Origin of the sequence: Litorivivens lipolytica (assembly GCF_014191715.1) — a bacterium.
In the GTDB taxonomy this organism is placed as follows: Bacteria; Pseudomonadota; Gammaproteobacteria; order Pseudomonadales; family Spongiibacteraceae; genus Litorivivens; species Litorivivens lipolytica.
The window spans coordinates 1,246,116-1,268,504 of record NZ_JACHWY010000001.1 but is presented as its reverse complement, the minus strand read 5'-3'; the positions used below and the strand labels follow the sequence as shown (position 1 = coordinate 1,268,504).

The 22,389-nt window shown below is 56.7% G+C and carries 25 protein-coding genes; 14 read left to right on the top strand and 11 right to left on the bottom strand.

From position 1 onward, the window contains the following. Window positions 1–4: 4 nt before the first annotated feature. A complete protein-coding gene (locus FHR99_RS05865; protein ID WP_183409579.1) occupies window positions 5–868 on the top strand; it encodes an SDR family NAD(P)-dependent oxidoreductase in 864 nt (287 codons plus the stop codon). A gap of 9 nt (window positions 869–877) precedes the next feature. After that, on the top strand, window positions 878–1,297 hold the full coding sequence (locus tag FHR99_RS05860) for a GlcG/HbpS family heme-binding protein (protein ID WP_183409578.1): 420 nt from the start codon (window positions 878–880) through the stop codon (window positions 1,295–1,297). 24 nt (window positions 1,298–1,321) lie between these two features. Here the strand turns inward: FHR99_RS05860 and FHR99_RS05855 are convergent, their stop codons facing one another. The 3 genes from FHR99_RS05855 to cysK all read right to left on the bottom strand — a co-directional run bounded on the left by FHR99_RS05855 (window position 1,322) and on the right by cysK (window position 3,531). After that, window positions 1,322–2,137 (bottom strand): ATP-grasp domain-containing protein, encoded by an 816-nt coding sequence (locus FHR99_RS05855; protein ID WP_183409577.1) that lies wholly within the window; start codon window positions 2,135–2,137, stop codon window positions 1,322–1,324. 88 nt (window positions 2,138–2,225) lie between these two features. After that, the gene (locus tag FHR99_RS16315; protein WP_183409576.1) at window positions 2,226–2,564 is read right to left on the bottom strand and encodes an MGMT family protein; all 339 of its coding nucleotides are present in this window, start codon (window positions 2,562–2,564) and stop codon (window positions 2,226–2,228) included. After that, complete coding sequence (gene cysK / locus FHR99_RS05845; protein WP_183409575.1) at window positions 2,551–3,531, bottom strand: cysteine synthase A; 981 nt, start codon at window positions 3,529–3,531, stop codon at window positions 2,551–2,553. Before cysK ends, FHR99_RS16315 begins: the two co-directional genes overlap by 14 nt. Here cysK and FHR99_RS05840 point away from each other — a divergent pair. The 6 genes from FHR99_RS05840 (at window position 3,457) to FHR99_RS05815 (ending at window position 8,896) form a co-directional block, all read left to right on the top strand. Beyond that, window positions 3,457–4,398: a fructosamine kinase family protein gene (locus FHR99_RS05840; RefSeq protein WP_183409574.1), complete on the top strand. Its 942-nt coding sequence runs from the start codon at window positions 3,457–3,459 to the stop codon at window positions 4,396–4,398. The genes cysK and FHR99_RS05840 overlap by 75 nt on opposite strands. A gap of 9 nt (window positions 4,399–4,407) precedes the next feature. Further along, window positions 4,408–5,076 (top strand): enoyl-CoA hydratase/isomerase family protein, encoded by a 669-nt coding sequence (locus tag FHR99_RS05835; protein ID WP_246386463.1) that lies wholly within the window; start codon window positions 4,408–4,410, stop codon window positions 5,074–5,076. Between the two features lie 115 nt (window positions 5,077–5,191). Then, complete coding sequence (locus FHR99_RS05830) at window positions 5,192–5,680, top strand: FxsA family protein (protein WP_183409573.1); 489 nt, start codon at window positions 5,192–5,194, stop codon at window positions 5,678–5,680. A 218-nt stretch (window positions 5,681–5,898) separates the two neighbouring features. Next, the gene (locus tag FHR99_RS05825) at window positions 5,899–6,186 is read left to right on the top strand and encodes a co-chaperone GroES (protein ID WP_183409572.1); all 288 of its coding nucleotides are present in this window, start codon (window positions 5,899–5,901) and stop codon (window positions 6,184–6,186) included. A 50-nt stretch (window positions 6,187–6,236) separates the two neighbouring features. Further along, window positions 6,237–7,886, top strand: coding sequence for a chaperonin GroEL (groL, locus tag FHR99_RS05820; RefSeq protein WP_183409571.1), 1,650 nt, complete (start codon window positions 6,237–6,239; stop codon window positions 7,884–7,886). A 149-nt stretch (window positions 7,887–8,035) separates the two neighbouring features. Next, the gene (locus tag FHR99_RS05815) at window positions 8,036–8,896 is read left to right on the top strand and encodes an HpcH/HpaI aldolase/citrate lyase family protein (RefSeq protein ID WP_183409570.1); all 861 of its coding nucleotides are present in this window, start codon (window positions 8,036–8,038) and stop codon (window positions 8,894–8,896) included. 5 nt (window positions 8,897–8,901) lie between these two features. Here FHR99_RS05815 and FHR99_RS05810 read toward each other — a convergent pair whose 3' ends face one another. Beyond that, a complete protein-coding gene (locus tag FHR99_RS05810; RefSeq protein WP_183409569.1) occupies window positions 8,902–9,339 on the bottom strand; it encodes a nitroreductase family deazaflavin-dependent oxidoreductase in 438 nt (145 codons plus the stop codon). A 12-nt stretch (window positions 9,340–9,351) separates the two neighbouring features. Continuing rightward, on the bottom strand, window positions 9,352–10,323 hold the full coding sequence (locus FHR99_RS05805; RefSeq protein WP_183409568.1) for a YheT family hydrolase: 972 nt from the start codon (window positions 10,321–10,323) through the stop codon (window positions 9,352–9,354). A gap of 141 nt (window positions 10,324–10,464) precedes the next feature. Here FHR99_RS05805 and FHR99_RS05800 point away from each other — a divergent pair, with 141 nt between their 5' ends. Continuing rightward, complete coding sequence (locus tag FHR99_RS05800; RefSeq protein WP_183409567.1) at window positions 10,465–12,714, top strand: TonB-dependent receptor; 2,250 nt, start codon at window positions 10,465–10,467, stop codon at window positions 12,712–12,714. A 66-nt stretch (window positions 12,715–12,780) separates the two neighbouring features. Here FHR99_RS05800 and FHR99_RS05795 read toward each other — a convergent pair whose 3' ends face one another. Continuing rightward, the gene (locus FHR99_RS05795) at window positions 12,781–13,968 is read right to left on the bottom strand and encodes a lipid-transfer protein (protein ID WP_183409566.1); all 1,188 of its coding nucleotides are present in this window, start codon (window positions 13,966–13,968) and stop codon (window positions 12,781–12,783) included. Window positions 13,969–13,983: 15 nt separating this feature from the next. After that, window positions 13,984–14,418: a Zn-ribbon domain-containing OB-fold protein gene (locus FHR99_RS05790; protein ID WP_183409565.1), complete on the bottom strand. Its 435-nt coding sequence runs from the start codon at window positions 14,416–14,418 to the stop codon at window positions 13,984–13,986. Between the two features lie 226 nt (window positions 14,419–14,644). Here FHR99_RS05790 and FHR99_RS05785 point away from each other — a divergent pair, with 226 nt between their 5' ends. From FHR99_RS05785 to FHR99_RS05775, 3 genes are all read left to right on the top strand, one after another. Beyond that, window positions 14,645–15,832 carry an acyl-CoA dehydrogenase family protein gene (locus FHR99_RS05785; RefSeq protein ID WP_183409564.1) on the top strand — a complete coding sequence of 396 codons (1,188 nt, stop codon included), beginning with the start codon at window positions 14,645–14,647 and terminating at the stop codon, window positions 15,830–15,832. Window positions 15,833–15,846: 14 nt separating this feature from the next. Next, window positions 15,847–16,983, top strand: coding sequence for an acyl-CoA dehydrogenase family protein (locus FHR99_RS05780; RefSeq protein WP_183409563.1), 1,137 nt, complete (start codon window positions 15,847–15,849; stop codon window positions 16,981–16,983). Between the two features lie 227 nt (window positions 16,984–17,210). Continuing rightward, window positions 17,211–17,831 (top strand): DUF502 domain-containing protein, encoded by a 621-nt coding sequence (locus tag FHR99_RS05775; protein WP_183409562.1) that lies wholly within the window; start codon window positions 17,211–17,213, stop codon window positions 17,829–17,831. On the opposite strand, the gene mltF is transcribed toward FHR99_RS05775, so the two are convergent. The 3 genes from mltF to FHR99_RS05760 are packed head-to-tail and all read right to left on the bottom strand — an operon-like array spanning window position 17,828 to window position 20,805. Further along, complete coding sequence (gene mltF / locus FHR99_RS05770) at window positions 17,828–19,201, bottom strand: membrane-bound lytic murein transglycosylase MltF (protein ID WP_343067413.1); 1,374 nt, start codon at window positions 19,199–19,201, stop codon at window positions 17,828–17,830. The two genes, FHR99_RS05775 and mltF, sit on opposite strands and share 4 nt — an antisense overlap. After that, window positions 19,152–19,910: a crotonase/enoyl-CoA hydratase family protein gene (locus FHR99_RS05765; RefSeq protein WP_183409561.1), complete on the bottom strand. Its 759-nt coding sequence runs from the start codon at window positions 19,908–19,910 to the stop codon at window positions 19,152–19,154. Before FHR99_RS05765 ends, mltF begins: the two co-directional genes overlap by 50 nt. 4 nt (window positions 19,911–19,914) lie before the next feature. Then, entirely contained in the window at window positions 19,915–20,805 is an 891-nt protein-coding gene (locus FHR99_RS05760; protein ID WP_183409560.1) for an alpha/beta hydrolase, read from the bottom strand. 50 nt (window positions 20,806–20,855) lie between these two features. On the opposite strand from FHR99_RS05760, the gene FHR99_RS05755 reads away from it, so the two are divergent. Both FHR99_RS05755 and FHR99_RS16240 read left to right on the top strand, forming a co-directional pair. After that, window positions 20,856–21,707, top strand: a complete 852-nt coding sequence (locus FHR99_RS05755) for an SDR family NAD(P)-dependent oxidoreductase (RefSeq protein WP_183409559.1) — start codon at window positions 20,856–20,858, stop codon at window positions 21,705–21,707. Next, complete coding sequence (locus FHR99_RS16240) at window positions 21,700–21,885, top strand: DUF1289 domain-containing protein (RefSeq protein ID WP_183409558.1); 186 nt, start codon at window positions 21,700–21,702, stop codon at window positions 21,883–21,885. Before FHR99_RS05755 ends, FHR99_RS16240 begins: the two co-directional genes overlap by 8 nt. Here the strand turns inward: FHR99_RS16240 and FHR99_RS05745 are convergent. Further along, on the bottom strand, window positions 21,882–22,376 hold the full coding sequence (locus tag FHR99_RS05745; RefSeq protein WP_183409557.1) for a hypothetical protein: 495 nt from the start codon (window positions 22,374–22,376) through the stop codon (window positions 21,882–21,884). The genes FHR99_RS16240 and FHR99_RS05745 overlap by 4 nt on opposite strands. Between the last annotated feature and the right edge of the window lie 13 nt (window positions 22,377–22,389).

Genomic DNA, 22,389 nt, shown 5'->3' with positions numbered 1-22,389 from the left:
AGCAATGGGCTTGAACAAAGATCGCGTGGTGCTGGTGACCGGCGCTAGCCGGGGCGCAGGTAAAGGCATCGCACTGGCGTTGGGGGCGACAGGTGCGACGGTCTATGTGACTGGGCGCAGCCAGAAAGAGGGCGACGCCCCCTTGCCGGGAACGGTATTTGCCACGGCCGAGGCGGTTACAGCGCGCGGTGGCAAGGGCATCGCGGTGGTCTGTGATCACAGCGACGACACTCAGGTAAAAACCCTGTTCGAGCAGATTGAACGCGAGCAGGGGCGCCTCGATATTCTGGTCAACAATGCGCTCTATGTGCCGCCAGAGCTGGTGCAGCACGGGCCGTTCTGGGAGAAGCCGCTGAGTTTGCAGGCGATTCTCGATGTGGGAATGCGCTCGACTTACGTATCCAGTTATTACGCCGCTCCCTTACTGGTGAAGGCTGGCGCCGGCCTGGTGGTGAATACCTCTTCTTTTGGTGGGCGCTGCTATATGCATGGCCCCGCCTATGGTGCCGGCAAGGCGGCGGTCGACAAAATGGCCCACGATATGGCGGTGGATTTCAAACCCTACAATGTCGCGGTCGTCTCCTTGTGGATGGGTTTGCTGAAAACCGAGCGCAGTCAGGCCGTGTTTGATGCCGACCCTGAGCTATACCGAGATATGGAAGCGACGGCGGAGAGTCCGGAGTTCCCCGGTCGCGTGATCGACGCCCTGGCCAATGATCCGCAGCTGATGGCGCGCACAGGCAAAGTCTGGGTCGGTGCGGAATTGGCTGAGGAATACGGGGTGGTGGATATTGACGGCAAGCAACCGCCGTCACATCGTCCTATGCTGGGAGATGTAACGACCTTCAGTGATGCCGTCATTGAATAGGAGGGCCGTATGGCTGCCTTGACCTTTACCAGTGAATCCATTTCATCAGCCGCCGCCTTGAGGCTTATCGAAACGGCGCTCGCCAAAGCCAGCGACATGGAGGTGGCGGTGGCCATTGCCGTGGTCGATACCGACGGTATTCTCAAGGCCTTTCACCGCATGGACCACACACCGGTCATTGCTGTGGAAGCGGTTCCTGCCAAAGCTCGGGCGGCCCTGATGGGGCTGAGCACCGAAGAGCTGGCCGAAGCCCTGAGCAGCAATCAGGCCAACCTGTTATCGATGGTGACCATGAAAGATGTGACGCTGCTCGGCGGCGGTTTGCCCATTCGTCACGGCGACAAGATCATTGGCGCTATAGGAGTCGGTGGCGCGCTGACCGAGCAAGATGTCGCTATTGCAGAAGCGGCGTTGGCGTCACTGCAGTAGCCTGCACAAAACGTAAATCTCAGGTCAGGCAGCCCGGCGCAATCGACGCGGCTTTGCTGGCGCGGTCGGCTGAGGGCGTGACTCCCGCTGCAGTAAATCCAGAATCGCCTCCCGTAAACGGGCATCGCCACCGGGAATGCCCTGATTGCCGAACAGGCGATTAAATTCCAGTACATAGGGATGGTTGCCGACCATCGCGATATCAAAGCCCGCGTGATTGATGTTCAGTGAGCGCGCCAGATGCAGAGCCAGTTCCACCGCCTGCGCCGGAACCGGGCTGTAATCCACTTCGCCGCCCTTGGCCACGTTGTTGTAAAACCCTCGCGGCGCCTGTTTGCGCCAGTAGGCGGCGAGGACCGTGTCGCCGACGATGACGACGCGAATATCACGATCAATCGGCAGGTATTCCTGCACATACAGCGTGTCGGTTTTCTCGCGATAAGTGCGCCAGTCAGCGGCACTTTCAATCAGCCACACACCTTCGCCCATTGAGGCCTTGGGTTGTTTAGCGACAAAGGGCAGGGTCATTGTCGACCACAGGCGTTCGGCCTCATCGTCGGTATTGGCGGCGATCAGGGTGAGCGGTGTGTTGGCCGGTGCAACCACTTCGAAGGCGCGGGTCATTTCCACCTTGTTGTGACCAAGCCGATAGCTGGCTTCACTCGGAAAAGTTTTGGCGTTAAGACCGTATAGCAGCGAATTAAGCTGCCAATAGGGCGGGAATAGCACCCATTCAGCGGCGCTAATGTCCTGCTTGTGGCGGAACAGCTGTTCCGCTTTGAGAGTCACTGTGTCCGGAAAGCCGAGAGTGCGAAAAACGTCGAAGGAGATCCATGCCATACAAAATTGCATGCCAAAAAAAGATCGCGCTTTTTACGCCGGCCTTCGAATTTGGTCAAGCAAAATGTTGGGGCCAGGAGGGGAAAGTTTAAAGGCGGCAATCGCGCCAGCGCAGGCGGCCGTCGGCAAAGGCAGAACCCTCATCGATCAGGTGATTCAACTGGCGTTGATAGCCCGAGCTGCCGACGGGGAAACTGATTTTGCCGGCGGCATTGACCACCCGAAACCAGGGCAGGCGAGTATCCGCCGGAAGCTGGCTCAGCACCCGGCCGACCCTGCGTGCCTGCCTAGGTAAGCCGGCCAGCTCGGCCACCTGACCGTAGCTGGCCAGCTGGCCGGGAGGAATGCTGGCAACCACGCGGTAAATGGCTTCTGCCGCGCTTTCACCATTGCTCTTTTGGTTGCCGTCGCGCTTACCAGTAGGCACTGCTGTTTTTGCCCGTGTTCTGCTCCAGCCACTGCTCGTCTGACTCGTCGGAGATGCCTTCGAACAGGAAGGTCGACATATAGCGCTCACCAGTATCGGGCAGCATGGCTAGAATCACGCTGCCTTTATCGGCTTTTTCGGCAACTTTCATGGCGGCCGCGACCGTGCCACCGGCAGAAATGCCGCAAAAGATGCCTTCTTCCTGAGAGAGGCGTCGAGCGGTGTCGCGGGCTTCCTGGTCGGTAACGGGCAGGATCTGGTCAGCGACCGATTTATCCAAGACCTTGGGTAGAAAGTCCGGCGTCCAGCCCTGAATCATGTGTGGCGCCCAGTCCTTGCCGCCCATTAGTTGCGCGCCCTCGGGTTCGGTAGCGATGATTTTCAGGTCAGGCCGGGCCAGCTTGAGCATCTGGCCGGCGCCGGTCATGGTGCCGCCGGTGCCCCAGCCGGTCACCCAGTAATCCAGCCGCTTGCCGGCAAAATCCCGCAGGATCTCGGGGCCAGTGGTGTTGCGGTGATAGGTGGGGTTGGCTTCGTTTTCGAACTGGCTTGCCCAGAACCAGCCGTTGTCTTCGGCCAGCTTTTTCGCCAGCTCGACCATGCCGGTACCGCGTTTTTCCTTCGGAGTCAGAATGACTTTGGCACCAAGAGCTTTCATGATTTTGCGACGTTCTACCGAAAAGGTTTCCACCATGGTCGCCACAAAGGGGTAACCCTTGGCCGCACAGACCATCGCCAGCGCGATGCCGGTGTTGCCGGAGGTGGCCTCGACCACGGTCTGGCCGGGTTTGAGCACGCCGCGCTTTTCCGCGTCTTCGATAATACCGATGGCGAGTCGGTCCTTGACCGACGACAGCGGGTTAAAAAATTCGCACTTTACGTACATCGTCACATGGTCAGGGGCGATGCGGTTCAGTTTGACGACGGGGGTGTGGCCGATGGTGTCGAGGATGGAATCGTGAATCATGGTGCGCTCCAGTTTTGTGACATCGTGTCGGAAATCGCTAAAGACTACGCCTTTCATCGCCGGATTTCGACAGCCCTTTGCTACCATGAGCGATATCAAATCGAGACAACAGCTGGATGTATGGTCTTTACAAAAATCAATAACACCCCTTTCCCCGACGCATTGGAAGCGGAGGCGATTGGGCTCAAGTGGCTGCGCAAGTTGCTGCCGGCAGATGTGGTGTCAGTGCCTGAGGTTTACGCGGTAGACGACACGCAAATGAAGATGCAGCAAATAGACGCTGTCGGTCAGTGGAGTGATCAAAAGGCCAAGTTGTTAGCGGAAGGTCTTGCAGCCATGCACCGCATGCCGCAACCCTACTACGGCTTTGAAGAGAGCAACTACATTGGCTTGAACCCGCAATACAACCAGCGCCATTGCAGCTGGGGAGAGTTCTTTTTGGGTGAGCGGCTGCAGGTTCAAGTCAGCATGATCGAGGACAAGGAAAAGCATCGCTATTGTGAGATCAGCCTTGGGCATATGGGCCAGTGTCTGACTGACTACCTGAATGAACACTGTTCTCATCCGAGCTTGGTTCACGGCGATCTTTGGCGGGGAAACTGTCTGCTAGATGCCGAGCGCGTGTGGCTGATTGATCCCGCCGTCTACTTCGCGGATCGGGAAGTGGATATCGCCATGACGGAGTTTTTCGGTGGCTTTCCATCTGCATTCATAGAGGCCTACAATCGCCACTTCCCCTTGTCGTCGGAATATGAAAACAAGCGGGATATCTACAACCTCTATCACGCGCTCAATCACTACAACCTGTTTGGCGACAGTTATTGGGGAGAATGTGAGCGCGGTTTTGATGCAATCAACAGACTGTAGGAAAGCATAATGGCTCTGACACTGGATACCGAGAACAGCACCGCCACACTGACTATGGCAGAGGAGGGCAAGTTCAATCCGGATAGCCTTGCTGCGTTTAATGCTGCCCTGGATAAGGTTGTTGAAGATAGCTCTGTCACTCTTCTACTGATTACCGGGCGCGACAAGAACTTTTCCCAGGGGCTGGATCTCGAGTTTCTCGACAGTGCGGAGCCGGAAGCCGCCATTGGTTTTGTTAAAGATTGCATGCATATGGTGGCGCGTCTGCTGCAGTTCCCGGTTCCGGTTGTGTCGGTGATCAACGGCCACGCCTTTGGCTTGGGCTTTATGATTGCCATTGCCAGCGACTACAGCGTCATGTGCGCTGATAAAGGCTTTATGTGTCTGCCGGAAATCGATCTGGGCATGACGCTGGAAGCGGGCATGAATGCGCTGGTAACGGGCAAGCTGCAGGGGCGGGTATTGCGCGATGCCCTGCTGACCGGTAAGCGCTTTGGTGGCGACGAGGCAGCGCAAGCGGGAATCGTGGATGCCGCCACGACGGTCGATCAGTTGATGGCGCGGGCCGAGGAATTGGCCCAGCCCATGCGTGGTAAGGATCGCAAAACCCTGTCGGGGTTGAAGGCCGACATTCATCACCCGATACTGTCCGTAATCGAACAACCGGTCGCTCTCTAAACCGTTAGTGACCAAGCTTCCTGTAATAACTCGTGCTTCGGCCATTTTTCGCAAGAGGCTTGCCATTGATGCGAGCCCTTGGCATGGTGGCCGACCCAATTCCCTGAGCTAACTCATGCGTTTTCTGTTCCTGCTCTTTGTCGGTGTTCCGATTCTGGAAATGTGGCTACTGATCGAGGTTGGCAGTCGCATCGGTGCCTTGCCGACGATCGCTCTGGTGGCCCTGACGGCTTTTATTGGTGTCAATCTGCTGCGCCAACAGGGCTTTTCTACCTTAACCCGTGCCCAGACCCGGCTGAACGCGGGCGAGGTTCCGGCTACCGAAATTCTCGAAGGGCTCTTTCTGGCGGTGGGCGGCGCCCTGCTGCTGACGCCCGGTTTCTTTACTGACACGGTAGGCTTTTGCTGTCTGATCGGGCCTATTCGGCGCCGGATCATTGACCGGATGCTTAAATCCGGACTGGTGCACGCGCATACCCAGGGCGGATTTCAGGCCGGCGGTTTTAAGGCGGGTGAGTCAAAGCCCGAGCAATATCCCCCGCAAACCCGCGTCGATCGCGATGGTCACGTAACCATCGACGGCGAGTATAAGCGCGAAGAATAAAAAAATTGTCCTTGGACCCTTGAAAGCCCCGAAAGCGACCCCATTACCCTATCCGCAGGTGCTCCATCGTTTCTTCTTGACTGGGGGTGCTTGCGGCCTATTATTAGCACTCTCGCTGGTAGAGTGCTAAACCGGCTGCGCCGCAGGCCAAACGCAGGCCCGGCTGGTCATACTTTAATCTTAACACTAAGACCTTGATTTAAAGGGAGATTTGGCAAATGAAAATTCGTCCGTTATACGATCGCGTTGTCGTTCGTCGCAAGGAAGAAGAGCAGACATCGGCTGGCGGTATCGTGCTGCCGGGCTCCGCAAAAGAGAAGCCGAACCAAGGCGAGGTTGTCGCCGTGGGTGAAGGCAAGCTGCTGGAAAACGGCGAACTGCGCCCGGTTGGCGTAAAAGCGGGCGATCAGGTGATCTTCGGTCAGTACTCTGGCAGCACCGTTAAAGTTGACGGCGAAGAGCTGATCATCCTGAACGAATCTGAAATTTTCGGCATCGTCGAGTAATTCACGTTCACCCGAAATCGCATTAACGAATACGTAAAAGGACTAAGAAAATGGCTGCAAAAGACGTCAAATTCGGAGATAGCGCCCGCCAGAAAATGCTGAAAGGCGTAAACACCCTGGCCGACGCGGTTAAAGTGACTCTGGGCCCCAAAGGCCGCAACGTGGTACTGGACAAGTCTTTCGGTGCCCCCACCGTCACTAAAGACGGTGTGTCTGTTGCCAAAGAAATCGAGCTGAAAGACAAGCTGGAAAACATGGGCGCGCAGATGGTTAAGGAAGTTGCTTCCAAAGCCTCTGACGAAGCGGGTGACGGTACTACTACTGCAACCGTTCTGGCTCAATCCATCCTGAACGAAGGCCTCAAGTCTGTGGCTGCGGGCATGAACCCGATGGACCTAAAGCGCGGTATCGACAAAGCTGTTGCGGCGGCGGTTGAAGAAATCAAGAAAATGTCGATCCCCTGTTCCGACAACAAAGCGATCGCTCAGGTTGGCACCATCTCTGCCAACAGCGACGAGCAAGTGGGCAGCATCATCGCCGAAGCGATGGAAAAGGTTGGTAAAGAAGGTGTAATCACCGTTGAAGAAGGCCAGTCTCTGCACAACGAACTGGACGTCGTAGAAGGCATGCAGTTCGACCGCGGTTACCTGTCTCCTTACTTCGTGACCAACACCGACAACATGGCTGCCGAGCTGGATAACCCCTTCATCCTGCTGGTTGACAAGAAAATCTCCAACATCCGCGAAATGCTGCCCCTGCTGGAGCAGGTTGCCAAAGCCAGCCGTCCGCTGGTGATCATTGCTGAAGACGTTGAAGGCGAAGCCCTGGCGACTCTGGTTGTGAACAACATGCGCGGCATCGTTAAAGTGGCTGCCTGTAAAGCACCGGGCTTCGGCGACCGCCGCAAGGCCATGCTGGAAGACATCGCCATCCTGACTGGCGGTACCGTGATCTCTGAAGAGATCGGCATGGATCTGGAAAGCGCCACGCTGGATCACCTGGGTACTGCCAAGCGCGTAGCCATGGACAAAGAGAACACCACTATCGTTGACGGCGCTGGCGATGCCAAAGCCATCGAAGCGCGCGTGGGTGAAGTGCGTGTTCAAATCGAAAACACCTCTTCTGACTACGACCGTGAAAAACTGCAAGAGCGCGTAGCCAAACTGGCTGGCGGTGTTGCGGTTATCAAGGTTGGCGCTGCCACTGAAGTAGAAATGAAAGAGAAGAAAGCCCGCGTTGAAGACGCCCTGCACGCGACTCGTGCGGCTGTTGAAGAAGGCGTGGTACCTGGCGGCGGTGTTGCTCTGGTACGTGCGGTATCCAAGATCACTGGCCTGACCGGTGACAACGAAGACCAGAACGCCGGTATTGCTGCGCTGCTGCGTGCAATGGAAGGCCCGATGCGTCAGATCGTTGATAACGCCGGTGACGAAGCCTCTGTTGTCTTGGATAAAGTGCGCAACGGTGAAGGTAACTTCGGTTACAACGCTGGTACCGGCGAATACGGTGACATGATGGAAATGGGTATCCTCGACCCCGCCAAAGTAACTCGTACTGCGCTGCAGGCTGCTGGCTCTATCGCTGGCCTGATGATCACTACCGAGTGCATGGTAGCGGATGCCCCGGAAGACAACCCTGCACCTGCAATGCCTGATATGGGCGGCATGGGTGGTATGGGCGGCATGGGCGGCATGATGTAAGCCGGCCTGCTTCTCGCATCCGAAAACCCCGCCTAGTGCGGGGTTTTTTATTTTTCTCAGCGCTATTGCGCCGGTTTTCTCCCGGTTTCGGGGCCCAAATTCGGCAGCGGAGCTGTGCTAGACTCTTTTCCTTTTGCTACGGATATACCATGACCCTTCGCCCACGCCGTTCCGTTTTGTATATGCCCGGTTCCAATGCTCGCGCGCTGGAAAAAGCCCGCAGCCTTAATGCCGACAGTCTGGTTCTCGATCTTGAGGATGCGGTTGCACCGGATCAAAAGGCGGCGGCCCGCGAACAGGTGTTGGCGGCGGTGAACAAGGGCGGCTACGGTGATCGCGAGCTGGTGGTGCGGGTCAACGGTTTTGATACGCCGTGGGGTCGTGATGACATCGTCGCCTTCGCCAACGCTCCGATCGCAGCGCTCTGTCTGCCGAAAGTGGAGTCAGCCGGTGAAGTGAATGCCGTGGTTCAGCTGCTGAAGCAGGAAGGTTCGAACCTGAAATTGTGGCTGATGGCAGAAACCCCGCGTGGCGTTCTCAATATCGACGAAATCTGCGGTGCGGACAAGCGCAATGAAGTGATCGTGATGGGAACGTCGGATCTGGCCAAAGAGCTGCGGGTGCCCCATACACCGGATCGCTTGGGTATGCAGGTGTCACTGCAAATCTGCATGCTGGCTGCGCGGGCTCACGGACTGGATATTCTCGATGGGGTCTATCTTGATATCAAAGATGAAGCCGGCTATGCGGCGGCCTGTGAGCAGGGCGTGGTGCTTGGCTTTGATGGCAAGACTCTGATTCATCCAAGCCAGATCGAGCCGGCTAACAGGGCCTTTGCTCCCTCAGCGGAAACGGTAGATCGCGCCCGCAGAATTATCGAGGCTTGGGAAGCAGCCAAAGCCGAGAAAAAAGCCGTTGCGGTGGTGGATGGCAAGCTGGTCGAAGTGCTGCACTTCGAAGAGGCCAAAAGGCATCTTGCGATTCACGAGGCGATTCAATCCCGCGTTTAAGCCGTTCAGCTGAGGACTTCGAGGGTGCGCAGCAAAATCACCGGTATCTGGCGATTATGTTCAGCCTGCGCATTGTGCCAGTAGTGCACGATCCGCGGGTTGATTTCCGACATGGCATCCCAGTACTGCAGTCGCTCCTGCTCTGAAATCTGTTCAGCTCTTACGCGGCGTTTCTCGCGCTTGAACTGAATGTCGAATTCTGGGTGAGCCCGCATATTGTAATACCAGGCTGGCATTTTCGGACCGCCGTTGTTGGAGGCGAGTACCAGCAAGCCTTCAGGGTGGGGGTAGCAGGCAACCGGAATGCTACGGGTCTCTCCGCTTTTGGCGCCGATGGTGTGCATCATCACCATGGGTATGCCCATCAGGCTGCCGCCCAGTCGGCCATCCGTGGCCTTGAAAACGGCCTTATGTATTCGAGTTACCCATTGCCAGTCTGCCATCGTGGCCTCCGCTCAGGTCGGGTTAAACAGCTCCAGTAAACGCTGGTCAACCCAGCTATCCAGTTTGAAGTTACTGACATAGCCACAGTGCCCGCCAAAGGCGGTACTCTCGACCGTAAGATTAGAATGTTTTGCCAGATTCGGTAAATCTTCGGCGCCGCAAATGGGATCATCTTCTGCGGCAATGATATGGCAGGGAGCCTGTAGGTTGCTTAAGGCGTCGCCAATAATGGCGTAGGCGAGCAGGTAAGTTGGTGCGTCTTTGAACTGGGTGAAACGCGGCACGAAAAAGTGGTTCATTTCACGCAATGAGCGCAGCGTCAGAAGGTCTTTTTCGTAGCCCAGTTCGGGGAAGTGCTTGAGTTTGGTTTTCAGTGAGCGTTTCCATTTGCGCACGAAATATTTCTCATACACCCACCAACCGCTATCCAGTGCCTCCATGGTGTTAACCGGATTCAACACCGGGCAGACCGCCACGACCTGATCCAGAGAAATCTTGCGGTCTTCAATATTGGCCGCCACCCTCAAGGAAAAGTTGCCGCCCAGAGAGAATCCCGCCAGATAGTTGGTTTCATGGGGGAACTCGGCCTGAATCCATTCAATCGCGCCCAATACATCGCTGAGGCGCGTGGAATTAAACAGTTCGCGATTCAGATGATGGCTCGGCCCATGGTCGCGCTGATTCAGACGGAACACGCTGTAACCGGCCTGATACAGTGCGCTACCCGCCGACAGCATATAAGTTGATTGCGAACTGCCTTCCCAGCCGTGAATCAGGATCACCAGCCCTTTGCTTTCGCCCTGTGCCTCGGCGTATTCGCCCACCAGCCGGGTTCCGTCGGCGCATTCCACCAGCACTTCGCGGCTGGCCTGTTGCAGCAAACGGGCACGTGGGCCAATGCGCAGTTTGCGCAGTCGGGTTGAGGCCAAAATGGATTGGAGGTGGGCGTTTCGCAGCAGGCGGGGTGGATGGAACGAAGTCATGGGCTCTGAGAAGTCAGTACAATGCGGCTACCTTAGCCTAATCCAAGCGAGGTAGGAAGGCGGTGGATCGCTTGATTTGCCGGGGGTCTTTCAACAAAATTAGCCGATTTTTACACAATAGAATAATTGCAGGGAAAACTCATGGAGAAATTCACCAAGCTTGTGGCCATTGCCGGCGCCGTGGCGCTGACGCCGCACGTGTCGATGGCGCAGCAGCGCAGTACCCAGTTGGAGGAGGTCGTGGTTACGGCCCAGAAACGGGAAGAGTCACTGCAGGATACGCCGATTTCACTGGCCGCTTTCTCTGGAGATCAGCTAGACCAGTTCGGTATCGATGATCTGGGCGACATTACGGCCCGCACTCCGAACGTCGATATCACGCCTTTTCCGAACAGCCGCAGCTCGCTGGTGATCTTTATGCGCGGTGTGGGCAATAACGATTCCCAGACCACGCAGGATCCCGCAGTTGGTGTGTATATCGATGGGGTTTACGTTGGTCGCAGTGTGGGTTTGACCAGCGATGTCGCTGATTTGGCGCGGATCGAAGTCCTGCGCGGCCCACAGGGCACCCTGTACGGCCGCAACACCACCGGTGGTGCGATTAATATGATCAGCGCCCGCCCCGATGAAGAATTCGGTTTCAAATCCGTTCTGGCCACAGGCAATCGCGATTACCGAAAAGCTACCTTCCAGTTGGATACCGGCGCCATGGCCGGACTCAGCGCCAAGATCTCTTACTCAACGTCGGAAAAGGGCCCCTGGGTCGACAATATCAATGGCAGCAATGATTTTGTCGAGGAAGAGCGCGAAGCAGCGCGCTTTGTTTTGCGCTGGGACATCAGTGACAACCTGTCGCTGGATTACGCCTATGATATTTCCGAAATTGTTGGTCCCCAGCCTTACTACCAAGTGCTGCGAATCAACGAAGATCGCGCGGTGACTGCTCAGGATGTAACTGATGCGATTGCCGGCGGCGCGTCGCAGGATGACATCAACACCCTGCAGGCCGATCTGATCGTTACCAACCTGTTTACTCCCCAGTTCCGTGAACGCGCCAGCGAGAAGCGCCTGAGCAAAGGCGAGTGGGATGTGCCAGTTGAAGATTCTGAAACTGAAGTCAGTGGCCACGCACTGACCTTCACCTGGGATTTGCCCATCGGCACCCTGAAATCCATTACTGCTTACCGTGAAGTGTCAGAAGACGTGGTGATGGACTACGGTGCCGGTGTCGAGTGGTTTGATGTAGTGGTTAATATTGATCAGGATCAGACTTCACAGGAACTGCAGCTGGTCGGTGATATTGGCGATAACTTCAGCTACGTGTCAGGCCTGTATTACTTTGAAGAAACGGGCTACGAGCGCGAAGTGGATACCGTGGCCGGTTCCGTCGCTGAGAACCGTATCATCGACTCGGAAAACGAAGCCTGGGCTGTTTACGGTCAGTTGACCTGGGATGCAAGCAGCGACTTGAGCCTGACCTTCGGAGCACGTTATACCGAAGACGATCGCTGTGCGGAGAAGTTCAGTATCAATTTCAGCAACTCCCCCAATAATACCCAGCAGGCCTGTGACAGCTGGAGCAACTTTAACCCCAGCCTGACCGTGTCCTATGACATCAATGAGCAGGTGAACACCTACGCCAAGGTGGTTACCGGTTACAAGTCAGGCGGTTTTAACGTGCGCTCTACCGAAGCCGGTTTTCAGCCCGCCTTTGATGAGGAAGAAATGGTCAGCTATGAGCTGGGCATCAAGTCGACCCTGTTTGATAACCGCGTTCGTTTGAATGCTGCGACCTTCCAGAGCGACTACACCGATATGCAGATTCAGCAGATTCTGGATAACACGGTGGTGTTCCTGACCGACGTGTTTAACGCCGGTAAAGCGGAAATTCGCGGTTTTGAAGCGGATCTGACGGCTATTCTTTCCGAAGGCCTGACCCTGAATCTCGGTTACGGTTATACCGACGCCGACTTTGTTGAGGTGATTGAGAACAACCCCAATTCACCCAACTTCCAGCAGGACGTGAGCAGCAACTACATCATGCCCTACGCGCCGGAGCACACCTATAGCGTGGTGGTGGAGTATCAATTCCCCTATTTCGGGATCGGCAATCTGCGTGCGACCGTGGATTACACCTGGCGCGATGAGCGCTTCGGTACCGCCAGTAACGACGACATCGAAGGCTTCTTCCTCGACGATTACGGCCTGCTGGGCGCGCGCCTGAACTGGTCCGAGATTGATCTGGGCGGTGTTGAAGTGGCTGTGGCCCTGTGGGGTAAGAACATGGAAGACGAGGAATATCTGGTGCATGACATCAGTCAGGCCTACTTCCACAGTGGCTACTTCGGTGAGCCTGCGACTTACGGTCTTGACCTGACGGTTCAGTTCTAACTGATTATTCGGAACAAACAAAAAGCCCCGCACATTGGCGGGGCTTTTGCGTTTCTTAGGCCGGGCTTAGCGCTTCACAATCACCGACGAGCCATGCCCGAACAGGCCCTGATTCGCGGTAATGCCAACCTTGGCGCCTTCCACTTGTCGATCTCCTGCCTGACCGCGTAACTGCCAGGTCAGCTCGCAAACCTGAGCGAGTGCCTGCGCCGGAACGGCTTCGCCGAAGCAGGCCAGACCGCCGGAGGTATTTACCGGCAGTCTGCCACCCAGTTTGGTTACGCCTTCGCGAACCAGTTGAGCCGCTTCACCGCGGGCGCAGAATTGTAGATCCTCGTACCAATCCAGCTCCAGGGCAGATGACAGGTCGTAGACTTCCGCTACGCTGACATCTTCCGGACCAATGCCGGCTTCTTCATAGGCTTTGACCGGCAGCGAGGCGCGGAAGCGATGGGCTTCGACACCGGCGGCTGCGGCAGAGTCTGTCGCAATATCTGGCATCTCAACCACTTCGCTGGCGAAGGTCGGTGTGACTGTGGAAATAGCCGCTACTTTGACCGCATCGGCTTTGCCCATTTTCTTCGCGTAATCCATGCTGCAGACAATCATCGCCGCACCGCCATCGGAGGTGGCGCAGACGTTCAGAAGGCGCAGAGGATCGGCAACCATGGCCGATTGGGCGACGTCGTCGAGCGTGAACTTTTTCTTGTAGCGCGCGTTGGGATTGGTGAAACCGTGCTCACTGTTTTTCACCTTCACCAAACCGAAGTCTTCTTCGGTATCGCCGTAAACGTCCATGCGGCGACGGGCGTAGAGGGCAAAGTAGGTGGGGTTGGTGATACCCAGATAAAAACGCACCCAGTCCGGGTCTTCCGGGCGGTAGCCTTTGGCTGGCGCCAGAAAGCCCTTGGGTGTGGTATCGGCTCCTACAACGAGTGCCACTTCGCACTCACCGCTGAGAATTTTGGCGCGTGCAGCGGCAAGCGCCTGTGAACCGGAAGCACAGGCGGCGTAGGAGGTATTCACTTCCGCGCCTTGCCAGCCCAGCGCCTGGGCAAAGGTGGCGCCGGCCACGTAGCCGGGGTAGCCGCAACGCATAGTGGCTGCGCCGGACACAAAGCCCACGTCTTTCCAGTCGATGCCCGCGTCGGCGATTGCAGCGCGCGCGGCGGCCACGCCGTATTCCACAAAGTTATGACCCCACTTGCCCCAGGGGTGCATGCCGACGCCGAGAATGGCGATATCGTTACTCATAATCTGTTTGCTCCCTTACGCAACGGGTTTCCACTTCCACGTGACCTTGGTGTCTTCCTCGGTCTCGTGCAGGGTTTCCAGCACCAGCTCAACGTCCATGCCCACTTTCAGCTGGTCCACATCAATACCTTTGACGACCTGACCGAGCACGATCATCTGCTCTTCGGCCAGCTCTACCGCCGCAATGGCATAGGGCACGAAAGGATCGTCGGCCACAAAGGGCTCCGGCGGCTTGTAGCACGCGTTGGTGTAAGACCAGATCTTGCCGGTGCGGCTTAAGGGGACTTCGCTGAAATCCGAGCTGTCGCAGCCGGGGTTGCGGCAGTACTTCAGCATTTTCGGGAAATAATAGGTGCCACAGCTGTCGCAGCGGCTGCCCAGCAATTGGGGCTTGTCAGTGTCGAGAGTATGCCAGCCTTCAATGGCGGCATTTACGGGTTTTGCACTCATTCAGAGGGTCTCCGGGCGAGTTTTTAGCAATAGGCGACCATACTAGCCCACGGTACTCGTGGAACAACAGCGAATCCGGCCAGTTTACTGGCCCAATACGCCGTTTGGGTGAAAGCTTTGGCCAATTCGCCTTGATTGGATATGTCAGTGCTTTGAAAGGATTCGTTATTGTGCTGGTCTGGCCAAGGCCTATGATGGTGCTTTCTCTGGCTCACGAGGACAAGCAATGAAGGTCGAATTTACGCCGGAACAGGAGGCGCTGCGCACAGAGCTGCGGGCTTACTTCAAAGAATTGATGACGCCGGAGCTGACGGCGGAATGTAACCGCGATATGGGCGAGGGTGGTGGCCCCCTGTGGCGCGAAGCCCTGTTGAAAATGGGCAAGGACGGCTGGATCGGCGTGGGCTGGCCCAAGGAACTGGGCGGTAAGGGCTTGAGCCCAATCGAACAGTTTATTTTCGTGGAAGAGATTATGCGCGCCGGCTACCCCTTCCCCTTCCTGACCACGGAATCCGTAGGACCGCAGTTGGCCGAGCACGGCAACGCGTGGCAGAAAGCCAATATCGTTCCCAAAATTCTTTCCGGTGAATGCCTGATTGCGATTGGTTATTCCGAGCCGGGCGCCGGTACGGATCTGGCTCGCCTCAAAACCACTGCCGTAAAAGAGGGCGATGAGTGGGTGATCAACGGTCAGAAAATGTGGACCTCGCTGGCCCATTTCTGTGACTACGTATGGCTGGCCTGTCGCACCGATCAGAACGCGGAAAAACCTCATAAGGGGATTTCCATGTTTCTGGTGCCGACCTCTGATCCGGGCTGGAGCAGCACGCCTGTCGTGACCCTCGGCGGTGTGCGTACCAACGCCACCTACTACGACAATATTCGCGTCAATGACGATGCCTTGGTCGGCGAGCTGAACAAGGGCTGGAAGCTGATTACCGGCCAGCTGAACCGCGAGCGACTGAGCCTTGTGAACTGTGGTCCGACTCAGCAGCTGTTTAACGGGGTGGTGAAATGGGCGCAGGAAACCGAACTGCCGGAAGGTGGCAAGCTGATCGACCAGCCCTGGGTACAGATGAATCTAGCCAAGGTGCGCGCCGGTGTCGAAGCCCTGAAACTGGTTTGCTACAAACAGGCCTGGGCCATGACCGAAGGCAATCTGGAAATGGCCGATGCGTCGGCGGCGAAAGTCTACGGTTCTGAATTCTTTATCGAGGTATATCGCGCACTGGGTGAAGTGATGGAACAGATGTCACTGGTCAGCGAGCACTCGCCTCAGGCGCAGGAACATGCGGCTCGAGTCGAGCGTCTATACCGCACCGCTTCCATCATCACGTTTGGTGGTGGCACCAACGAGATTCAGCGCGACATTATTTCGGCAGCGGGCCTGTGGATGCCCCGCGCGGCACGCTAAGCGAGGACTGTGATATGAATTTTGGATTCAGCGAAGAACAACGCGAAGTACAGAACCTGGCGCGGCAGATTTTTACCGATCTGGTATCGCCCGAAAAACTGAAAGCCAGCGACGATTACGCAGGTGAGCGTTTTGACGAAGCCTTGTGGGGAAAATTGGCAGAAGCTGGTCTGCTGGGCGTGGCCCTCGAAGAACAATACGCTGGCATGGGCTTTGGTTTTACCGAGCTGGCCTTGCTGGTGGAAGAGGTTGGCCGCAGCATTGCCCCGGCTCCTGTGATTCCCAATCTGGTGTCCGGCGCCTTGCCGGTACAGCGGTTTGGCACCGATGAACAGAAGCAGCGCCTGTTGCCCGGCGTCGCCGAAGGCAAGCTGATGCTGACCGCGGCTTTAATGGAAAAGCACAATGAAAACCCCGCCAGCCCGCGGCTAACCACAGCAGTGGCGAAAGATGGTGGTTACAGCGTGAGTGGCACCAAGCTGTGTGTGCCCTTTGCCCATCGCGCCGAGCGCATGATTGTGTCCGCCAAGACTGACAATGGTGTTATAGCGCTTTTGGTCGATCCGAAAGCTGACGGGGTGACGTTGAATGAAATGAAAGTCACCACTTACGAACCTCAATACGAAGTCGCACTGAAGGATGTATCGGTTGCGGCTGAGGACGTGTTGGCGGGTGCCGACAAGGGTGCTGAGGTAATGCAGTGGCTGACCGAACACACGACCGCAGCATTGTGCGCCCATCAGGTAGGTGTGACCGATTGCGCCATGCGTATGACGGCCAGCTACACCGCCGAGCGCAAACAGTTTGGTGTGCCGGTGGCGACCTTCCAGGCCGTGGGCCATCGAGCAGCGAACTGCTTTATCGACGTGGAGTGTCTGCGACTGAATACCTATCAGGCGGTTAGCCGTTTGGCAGGTGGTCACAACGCTACCAACGAAGTTCAGATTGCCAAGATCTGGGCTGGCGATGTAGGACATCGCGTCAGTTATGCCTCGCAGCATCTCCACGGTGGAATGGGGATCGATCGTGACTACCCGCTGTGGCGCTACTGCACCTGGATGCGTCATAACGAGATGATGCTGGGCAGTTCTGCAAAGAACCTTGCCGCACTCGGCAAGCGCATCGCCGCAGGTGAGGCCTACTGTCAGTAGGTCATTGCGAGGAGGAACGACGAAGCAATCTCATCACGCTTGCGCCACAAGCCAAAAGATTGCTTCGCTACCACAATCATCCATGATGCGGCTGTTCCGTTGAGCAGGCAGTTATGACGTGAGTCGCACAGCCCTGTGAACCTCGCCGCATTACCAAACTCCTTCCTTGCTCCTGTTGTGCTCTGTGTGCTTCCATCACGGTTTTCACACTGAGCCGTAACTATCTCATGATGCGAAATTTCAGCGCTGCCTTTTTTCGGGGCTTGATGGTCCTGTTACCGGTTGTTATCTCCATTCAGATCACGATCTGGGTTTTCCGCACGATGGAAACCTGGATGGCGCCGCCCCTTAAAGCGGTGTTGGGTGGTATTTACTTCCCCGGCATGGCGATCATTCTGGTGGTCGTGCTGACAGCCGTGATTGGTTACAGTTCGCGCTGGCCGGCAGCAGATTTCTTCTGGGGCTTGCCGGGCCGCTTGCTTGAGCGCTTGCCGGTTCTGAAACAGATATACGGTGCCCTGAAAGAAGTGATGGATATCATGGGCGGCAAGAAGTTTGAGGAAGAGTCGGTAGTGATGGTGGAGCTGCCGGGAACCGACAGCAGTCTGATTGGGATTGTGACTGTCAATAAAAAAGGCAATGGCAATACCATCGCCAGTGAGCTGAAAGATGATCAGATCGCTGTGTTTTTGCCGATGAGTTATCAGGTCGGCGGCTACACATTGATCGTCCCGAAAAAATATACCCGCCCATTGGATCTATCACCGGCCGATGCCCTGCAGCTGGTGTTGAGTGGCGGCGTGCTGTCCGAAGATGATGAGAAACGCTCCAGTCGGAACAAGGATTAATTCGACTTCAATTTCTGTTCGATAATATTCTGGTAATTGCGAATCCGCTGCACATAGAGCACCGGCTCAATGCCCCGGGCGTAGCCATATTTCAGTTTGCGGTAGTACTTCTTCTCCGACATCAGCGGTAACACGCTTTCTATATCTGCCCAGCTATAGGGATTTTTGTTCAGCTGCCGTGCCAGCGTCTGTGCATCGTGCATGTGCGCGCGCCCCAGATTGTAGGCGGCCAGAGCAAGGTAGGTGCGATCCGGCTCAGGAATGTCTTCTTTGAAGCGCGAGCGCATTTTGGCAAGGTAGGCTGCGCCAGCGGGAATCGCCTGTTCCGGATTGAGCCGGTTCTTTACCCCAAGAGATTTCGCCGTATTGCGGGTTAGCATCATGATACCTTTTACCCCGGTGGGGCTGGAGGCTTTGGGATTCCAGTGCGATTCCTGATAAGCCTGCGCCATCAACAGGGTCGGTGACAGTTTGTGTTTTTGGGCGGCGGCTTCGAACAGTGCGCGGTATTTGGGCAGGCGACTATCGATACGCCTCACTAAAGCTCGGGTATCGACAAAATCAAAGGTATCGATGTAGCTGTAGTAGCGGTCTTCGATCTTTTGCAGGCGGCTGAGCCCGGCATCGCTATTCAACCACGAATTGACGGAACGCTTAAGCCCGGTGAGTTCCTTGGGCATGGCCCATACCAGCTGGTCATCTTTTGTCAGATCAAACATCACCAATAGCTCGGGTAAGTAGCGACGGTTCACTGCAACGATGTGGGAATCAGCGACGGTGCAATCGATCTTTTTCTTCCACACCCGGTGCAGCAGGGTTTCGCTATCGGAATCGACGCTCTCCCAAGTAAGTTCTTTGTGTTTCTGCTGGAGTGCCAGCAGTCGTTGTTCGTAACTGCTGTTTTTGACGACGGCTAGCTTGATGTTCTTTAGCTCGCTGACGGAGCGCGCCTTCTTGCCTCCGCGACGGCAAACAACCTGCTGTTGGGTGCTGCGATAACTGCGTGACAAGAGAAAGCGTTGCTCGCGTTCTTCGGTCTTGCTTAAGCCGGCGGCGGCCAGGTCAGCCTTGCCGTTTTCCAGCGCGTCGAAAACCTCCGTTAGCGTGTCCACAACCAGAAACTCAATGTCACGATCCTGTGCTTTGGCAAACGCCGTGGCTAAATCGTGCTCGGGGCCGGTCGCTTTTCCATCCTGACTGAAAAAATAGGTAGTGGGCGAATTGAGGGTGACAACCCGCAAGGTACGATCGCTTTCCTCCGGCGCATCGCTGCAGGCTGTGAGCAGAATCAGGCTGCACAGTAGGGCCCACCGGTGCATCTTAGCTGCCCTCGCCATGCCGACCGGCACCGCCAACAAATCGCGCGACACCGTCTGCAAACCCCCTAGATTGCAGGTAGTCCCAGCCGAGCTTGCCTTCTATCGCCATCGCATCATTAAAAGGCTGGCCGGCGGCTTTCTGCACACAGCGTCGATCAGACAGCATGCAGGCCTGAGGACTTGATGCAATCTGTTCCGCCATGGCAAGGGCTGTACTCAGGGCTGTGCCATCAGCGCAGCGCCGATTGGCAAGCCCGATACTGAAGGCTTCCTCCGCGTCCACACTGCGCCCGGTCAAAATCATATCCATGGCGCGGCTTTCGCCAATCAGGCGCGGCAGGCGCACGGTGCCGCCATCAATCAGTGGTACACCCCAGCGGCGGCAAAAGACACCAAATACGGCGCTGTCTGCGGCGACCCTCAAGTCGCACCACAGTGCCAGTTCCAGACCGCCCGCGACGGCGTAGCCTTCGACAGCGGCAATAACGGGTTTGGAGGGGGTATGCCAAGTCGGGCCGAGTGGGCCGTGGCCGAAGTCTGGGTTCCAGCTGACGTCGTTGTTCAGGGCTTTGAGATCGGCGCCAGCGCAGAAATGACCACCGGCGCCGGTAAGCACGGCAACCCTCAGGGCGTCATCTGATTCGAAGCGTTGTACTGCCTCGAAGAGAGCGACGCCGGTTTCTGTATCGATGGCATTGCGAAAGTCCGGGCGATTGAGCGTGATAATCGCCACGTCGTTATGTGTTTCGTAGTCAACCATGCGCTTACTCCAGCCAGTGATCAATAAAAGCGGCAATGCGCTCGCAGCCCACCGAGCATTCGGGTGCCAGTGCGCTAAGACCGTGATAACCGTGAATCATATGAGGGGCGAGATCGAGCTCGCTGTGCACACCGTGCGACAAAGCCTTGCGATGCGCACGGCGCGAATCATCGCGGGTAATATCCTCGCTGCCGGTGGCGAAGAAAAGGGGCGGCAGCCCGCTGAAATCTGCATGCAGCGGAGACAAGCGCGGGTCGCCCGGTTCAGCGCTGCCCGCATAATCGAGGCCGCGTTGGCGAATCCAGGGCGCGCACACAAAAGGGTCTTCGCCGCGGTCCTGCATGGCGGCATCTCCGGTCATTTCCAGATCGAGCCAGGGGCTGAGGCCGGCGTATGCTGCGGGCAAGGGTAAGTCGCTATCGCGCAACCGGCACAGCAGGCTTAGCGCGATACCGCCTCCACAGGAATCACCGATGATGGCGAGGCGCGATGGGGTAAAGGTCTCTAACAGCGAGCGGTAGACCGCTTCACTGTCGTCCAGCGCGGCGGGAAACGGATGTTCCGGTGCGAGCCGGTAATCGAAGATGATGACCTGACGTTTGAAATAGCGCGACAGCGCAGTGGCGTAGGGGATGTAGTGAGGGATTTGCGTGGAGACAAAGGCGCCACCGTGAACCATCATTACCGCACTGTCACGATTCGTCACGGCGGGGGTTTGTACGCTGACTGTACTGACCGGGTAATCGTGAAGGGTCTCTACCGTCGCATCATCGGGGATCTCGGTAGGATGAATAGCGTGCATTTTCTGGCGCACTTCCTCGAGGCTGTCGTCAGGATTGGCCAGTCCCGGTGTCAGCGCGGCGCGCAATTGTTGGTAATTTTCGCTGAGCGTCATTCGCAATTCTGGGCTATTTTTTTATAACGATAATAGGTGAGTACAGCACAATGGGGTCGAATCTGAAAGGTCAGTACGGGCCGTGGGCGCTGATCGCCGGCGCGGCGCAGGGTATCGGTCGCGCTTGGGCCGCGGGTCTGGGCGCGCAGGGGCTAAATCTGGTGTTGATTGATCGCAATCGTGAATTGCTGGATCAGGCATGCCTCGAGCTTGAGCGAGAAACTGGCGCAAGTTGCCACCCGATCGTTGCCGATCTGGGCAGTGCCGAGAGTCTTGGAACGATTGTCGAAGGCGTTGGCGCCCGCGAGATTGGGATGCTGGTTTACAACGCTGCGCTGGCCGATGTCGGGCCCTTTTTCAAAGCCGATCTCGGGCTGGACTACGAACTCACCAAAGCACAGGTCAATATGCTGTCGCCACTGGTGCTGGTGCATCACTTTGCGCAACCGATGCTGGCCCGCAAACGCGGAGGTATTGTGCTGATGTCCTCCGGCTCCGGCTTGCAGGGCGCGCCTTTCTATTCTCACTACGCGGCGACCAAGGCCTACAACATTGTGTTGGCCGAATCGCTCTGGCATGAATTCAAACCCTATAACGTTGATGTCATGGCGTGTATCGCCGGGATGACCTTGTCACCCGGGGTGGCGTCGGCGGTAGAGCGGGGCGAGGGGCAGCACAGTATCTACCAGACGCCGGAAGAGGTTGTTGCTGAAGGGCTGCAAGCCCTGGGCAGCGAGCCCAGCCATATCTGCGGTGTGCACAATCGCGACAATCAGGCGGCACTCAACGGCCTGCCGCGAGGGCAGGCGGTAGCAGCCATCGCCCAGCATGCTATTCGGAATTTTCTTGATAACCAGATTCCTGAACAGCAGCTGGATTTAAACGAGAAGGAAAGTGCCTGAACACGGCGATGAGATTGAACAACCCTGCGTGCGCAACTGCTGTCTTGATGAAGCGGATGTGTGTATGGGCTGTTTTCGCACGCTGAAAGAAATACTCGCGTGGCATGGCGCAACGGCAGAAGAAAAACGAGAAATCCTTCGGCGCTGCGAACAGCGCCGCAGCGCTGAGCAGTCCTAGCGGAAGGCTAGACGCTCTTCACAACGCTTGCCCTTAGGCGCCCGTTTGTACCAGTCGGCGCCGCGCCCATTGGCGTATTCCTCAAAGCGGTTTTCGCCGTTTTCGTCGTCCACCACAAACCCCCAGGGCTGAACACGGGGGATGGTGTGCCAAAACACCGTCCAGGTCTCCGGTTTGGCTTCAACGATGCGGTGCAGGCAATCGGCGTCAATGCGATTGAGGTGGCCGGCCTTGAGCTGGCGCGATTCGATGCTCAATTGGCGATAGTCATCGGTGCCCCGACGACGAGAAATACATTCGCGATAGCCGCCGGTGAGCAGGAACGAATTCGATTTTTTCCAGGGATGGTTATGCAGGGCCTCATCCACGTCGCCGCCGAGAAAGCGGTGCAAATAAAAGCGCCGCCCCAGCACGGAGCAGAGGTAATAGCGTTCCAGATAAGGGTGTTCCTTATCACCGCGAATGATTTTGCAGGGCAGGTGATCACTCACAAAATACAGAAGT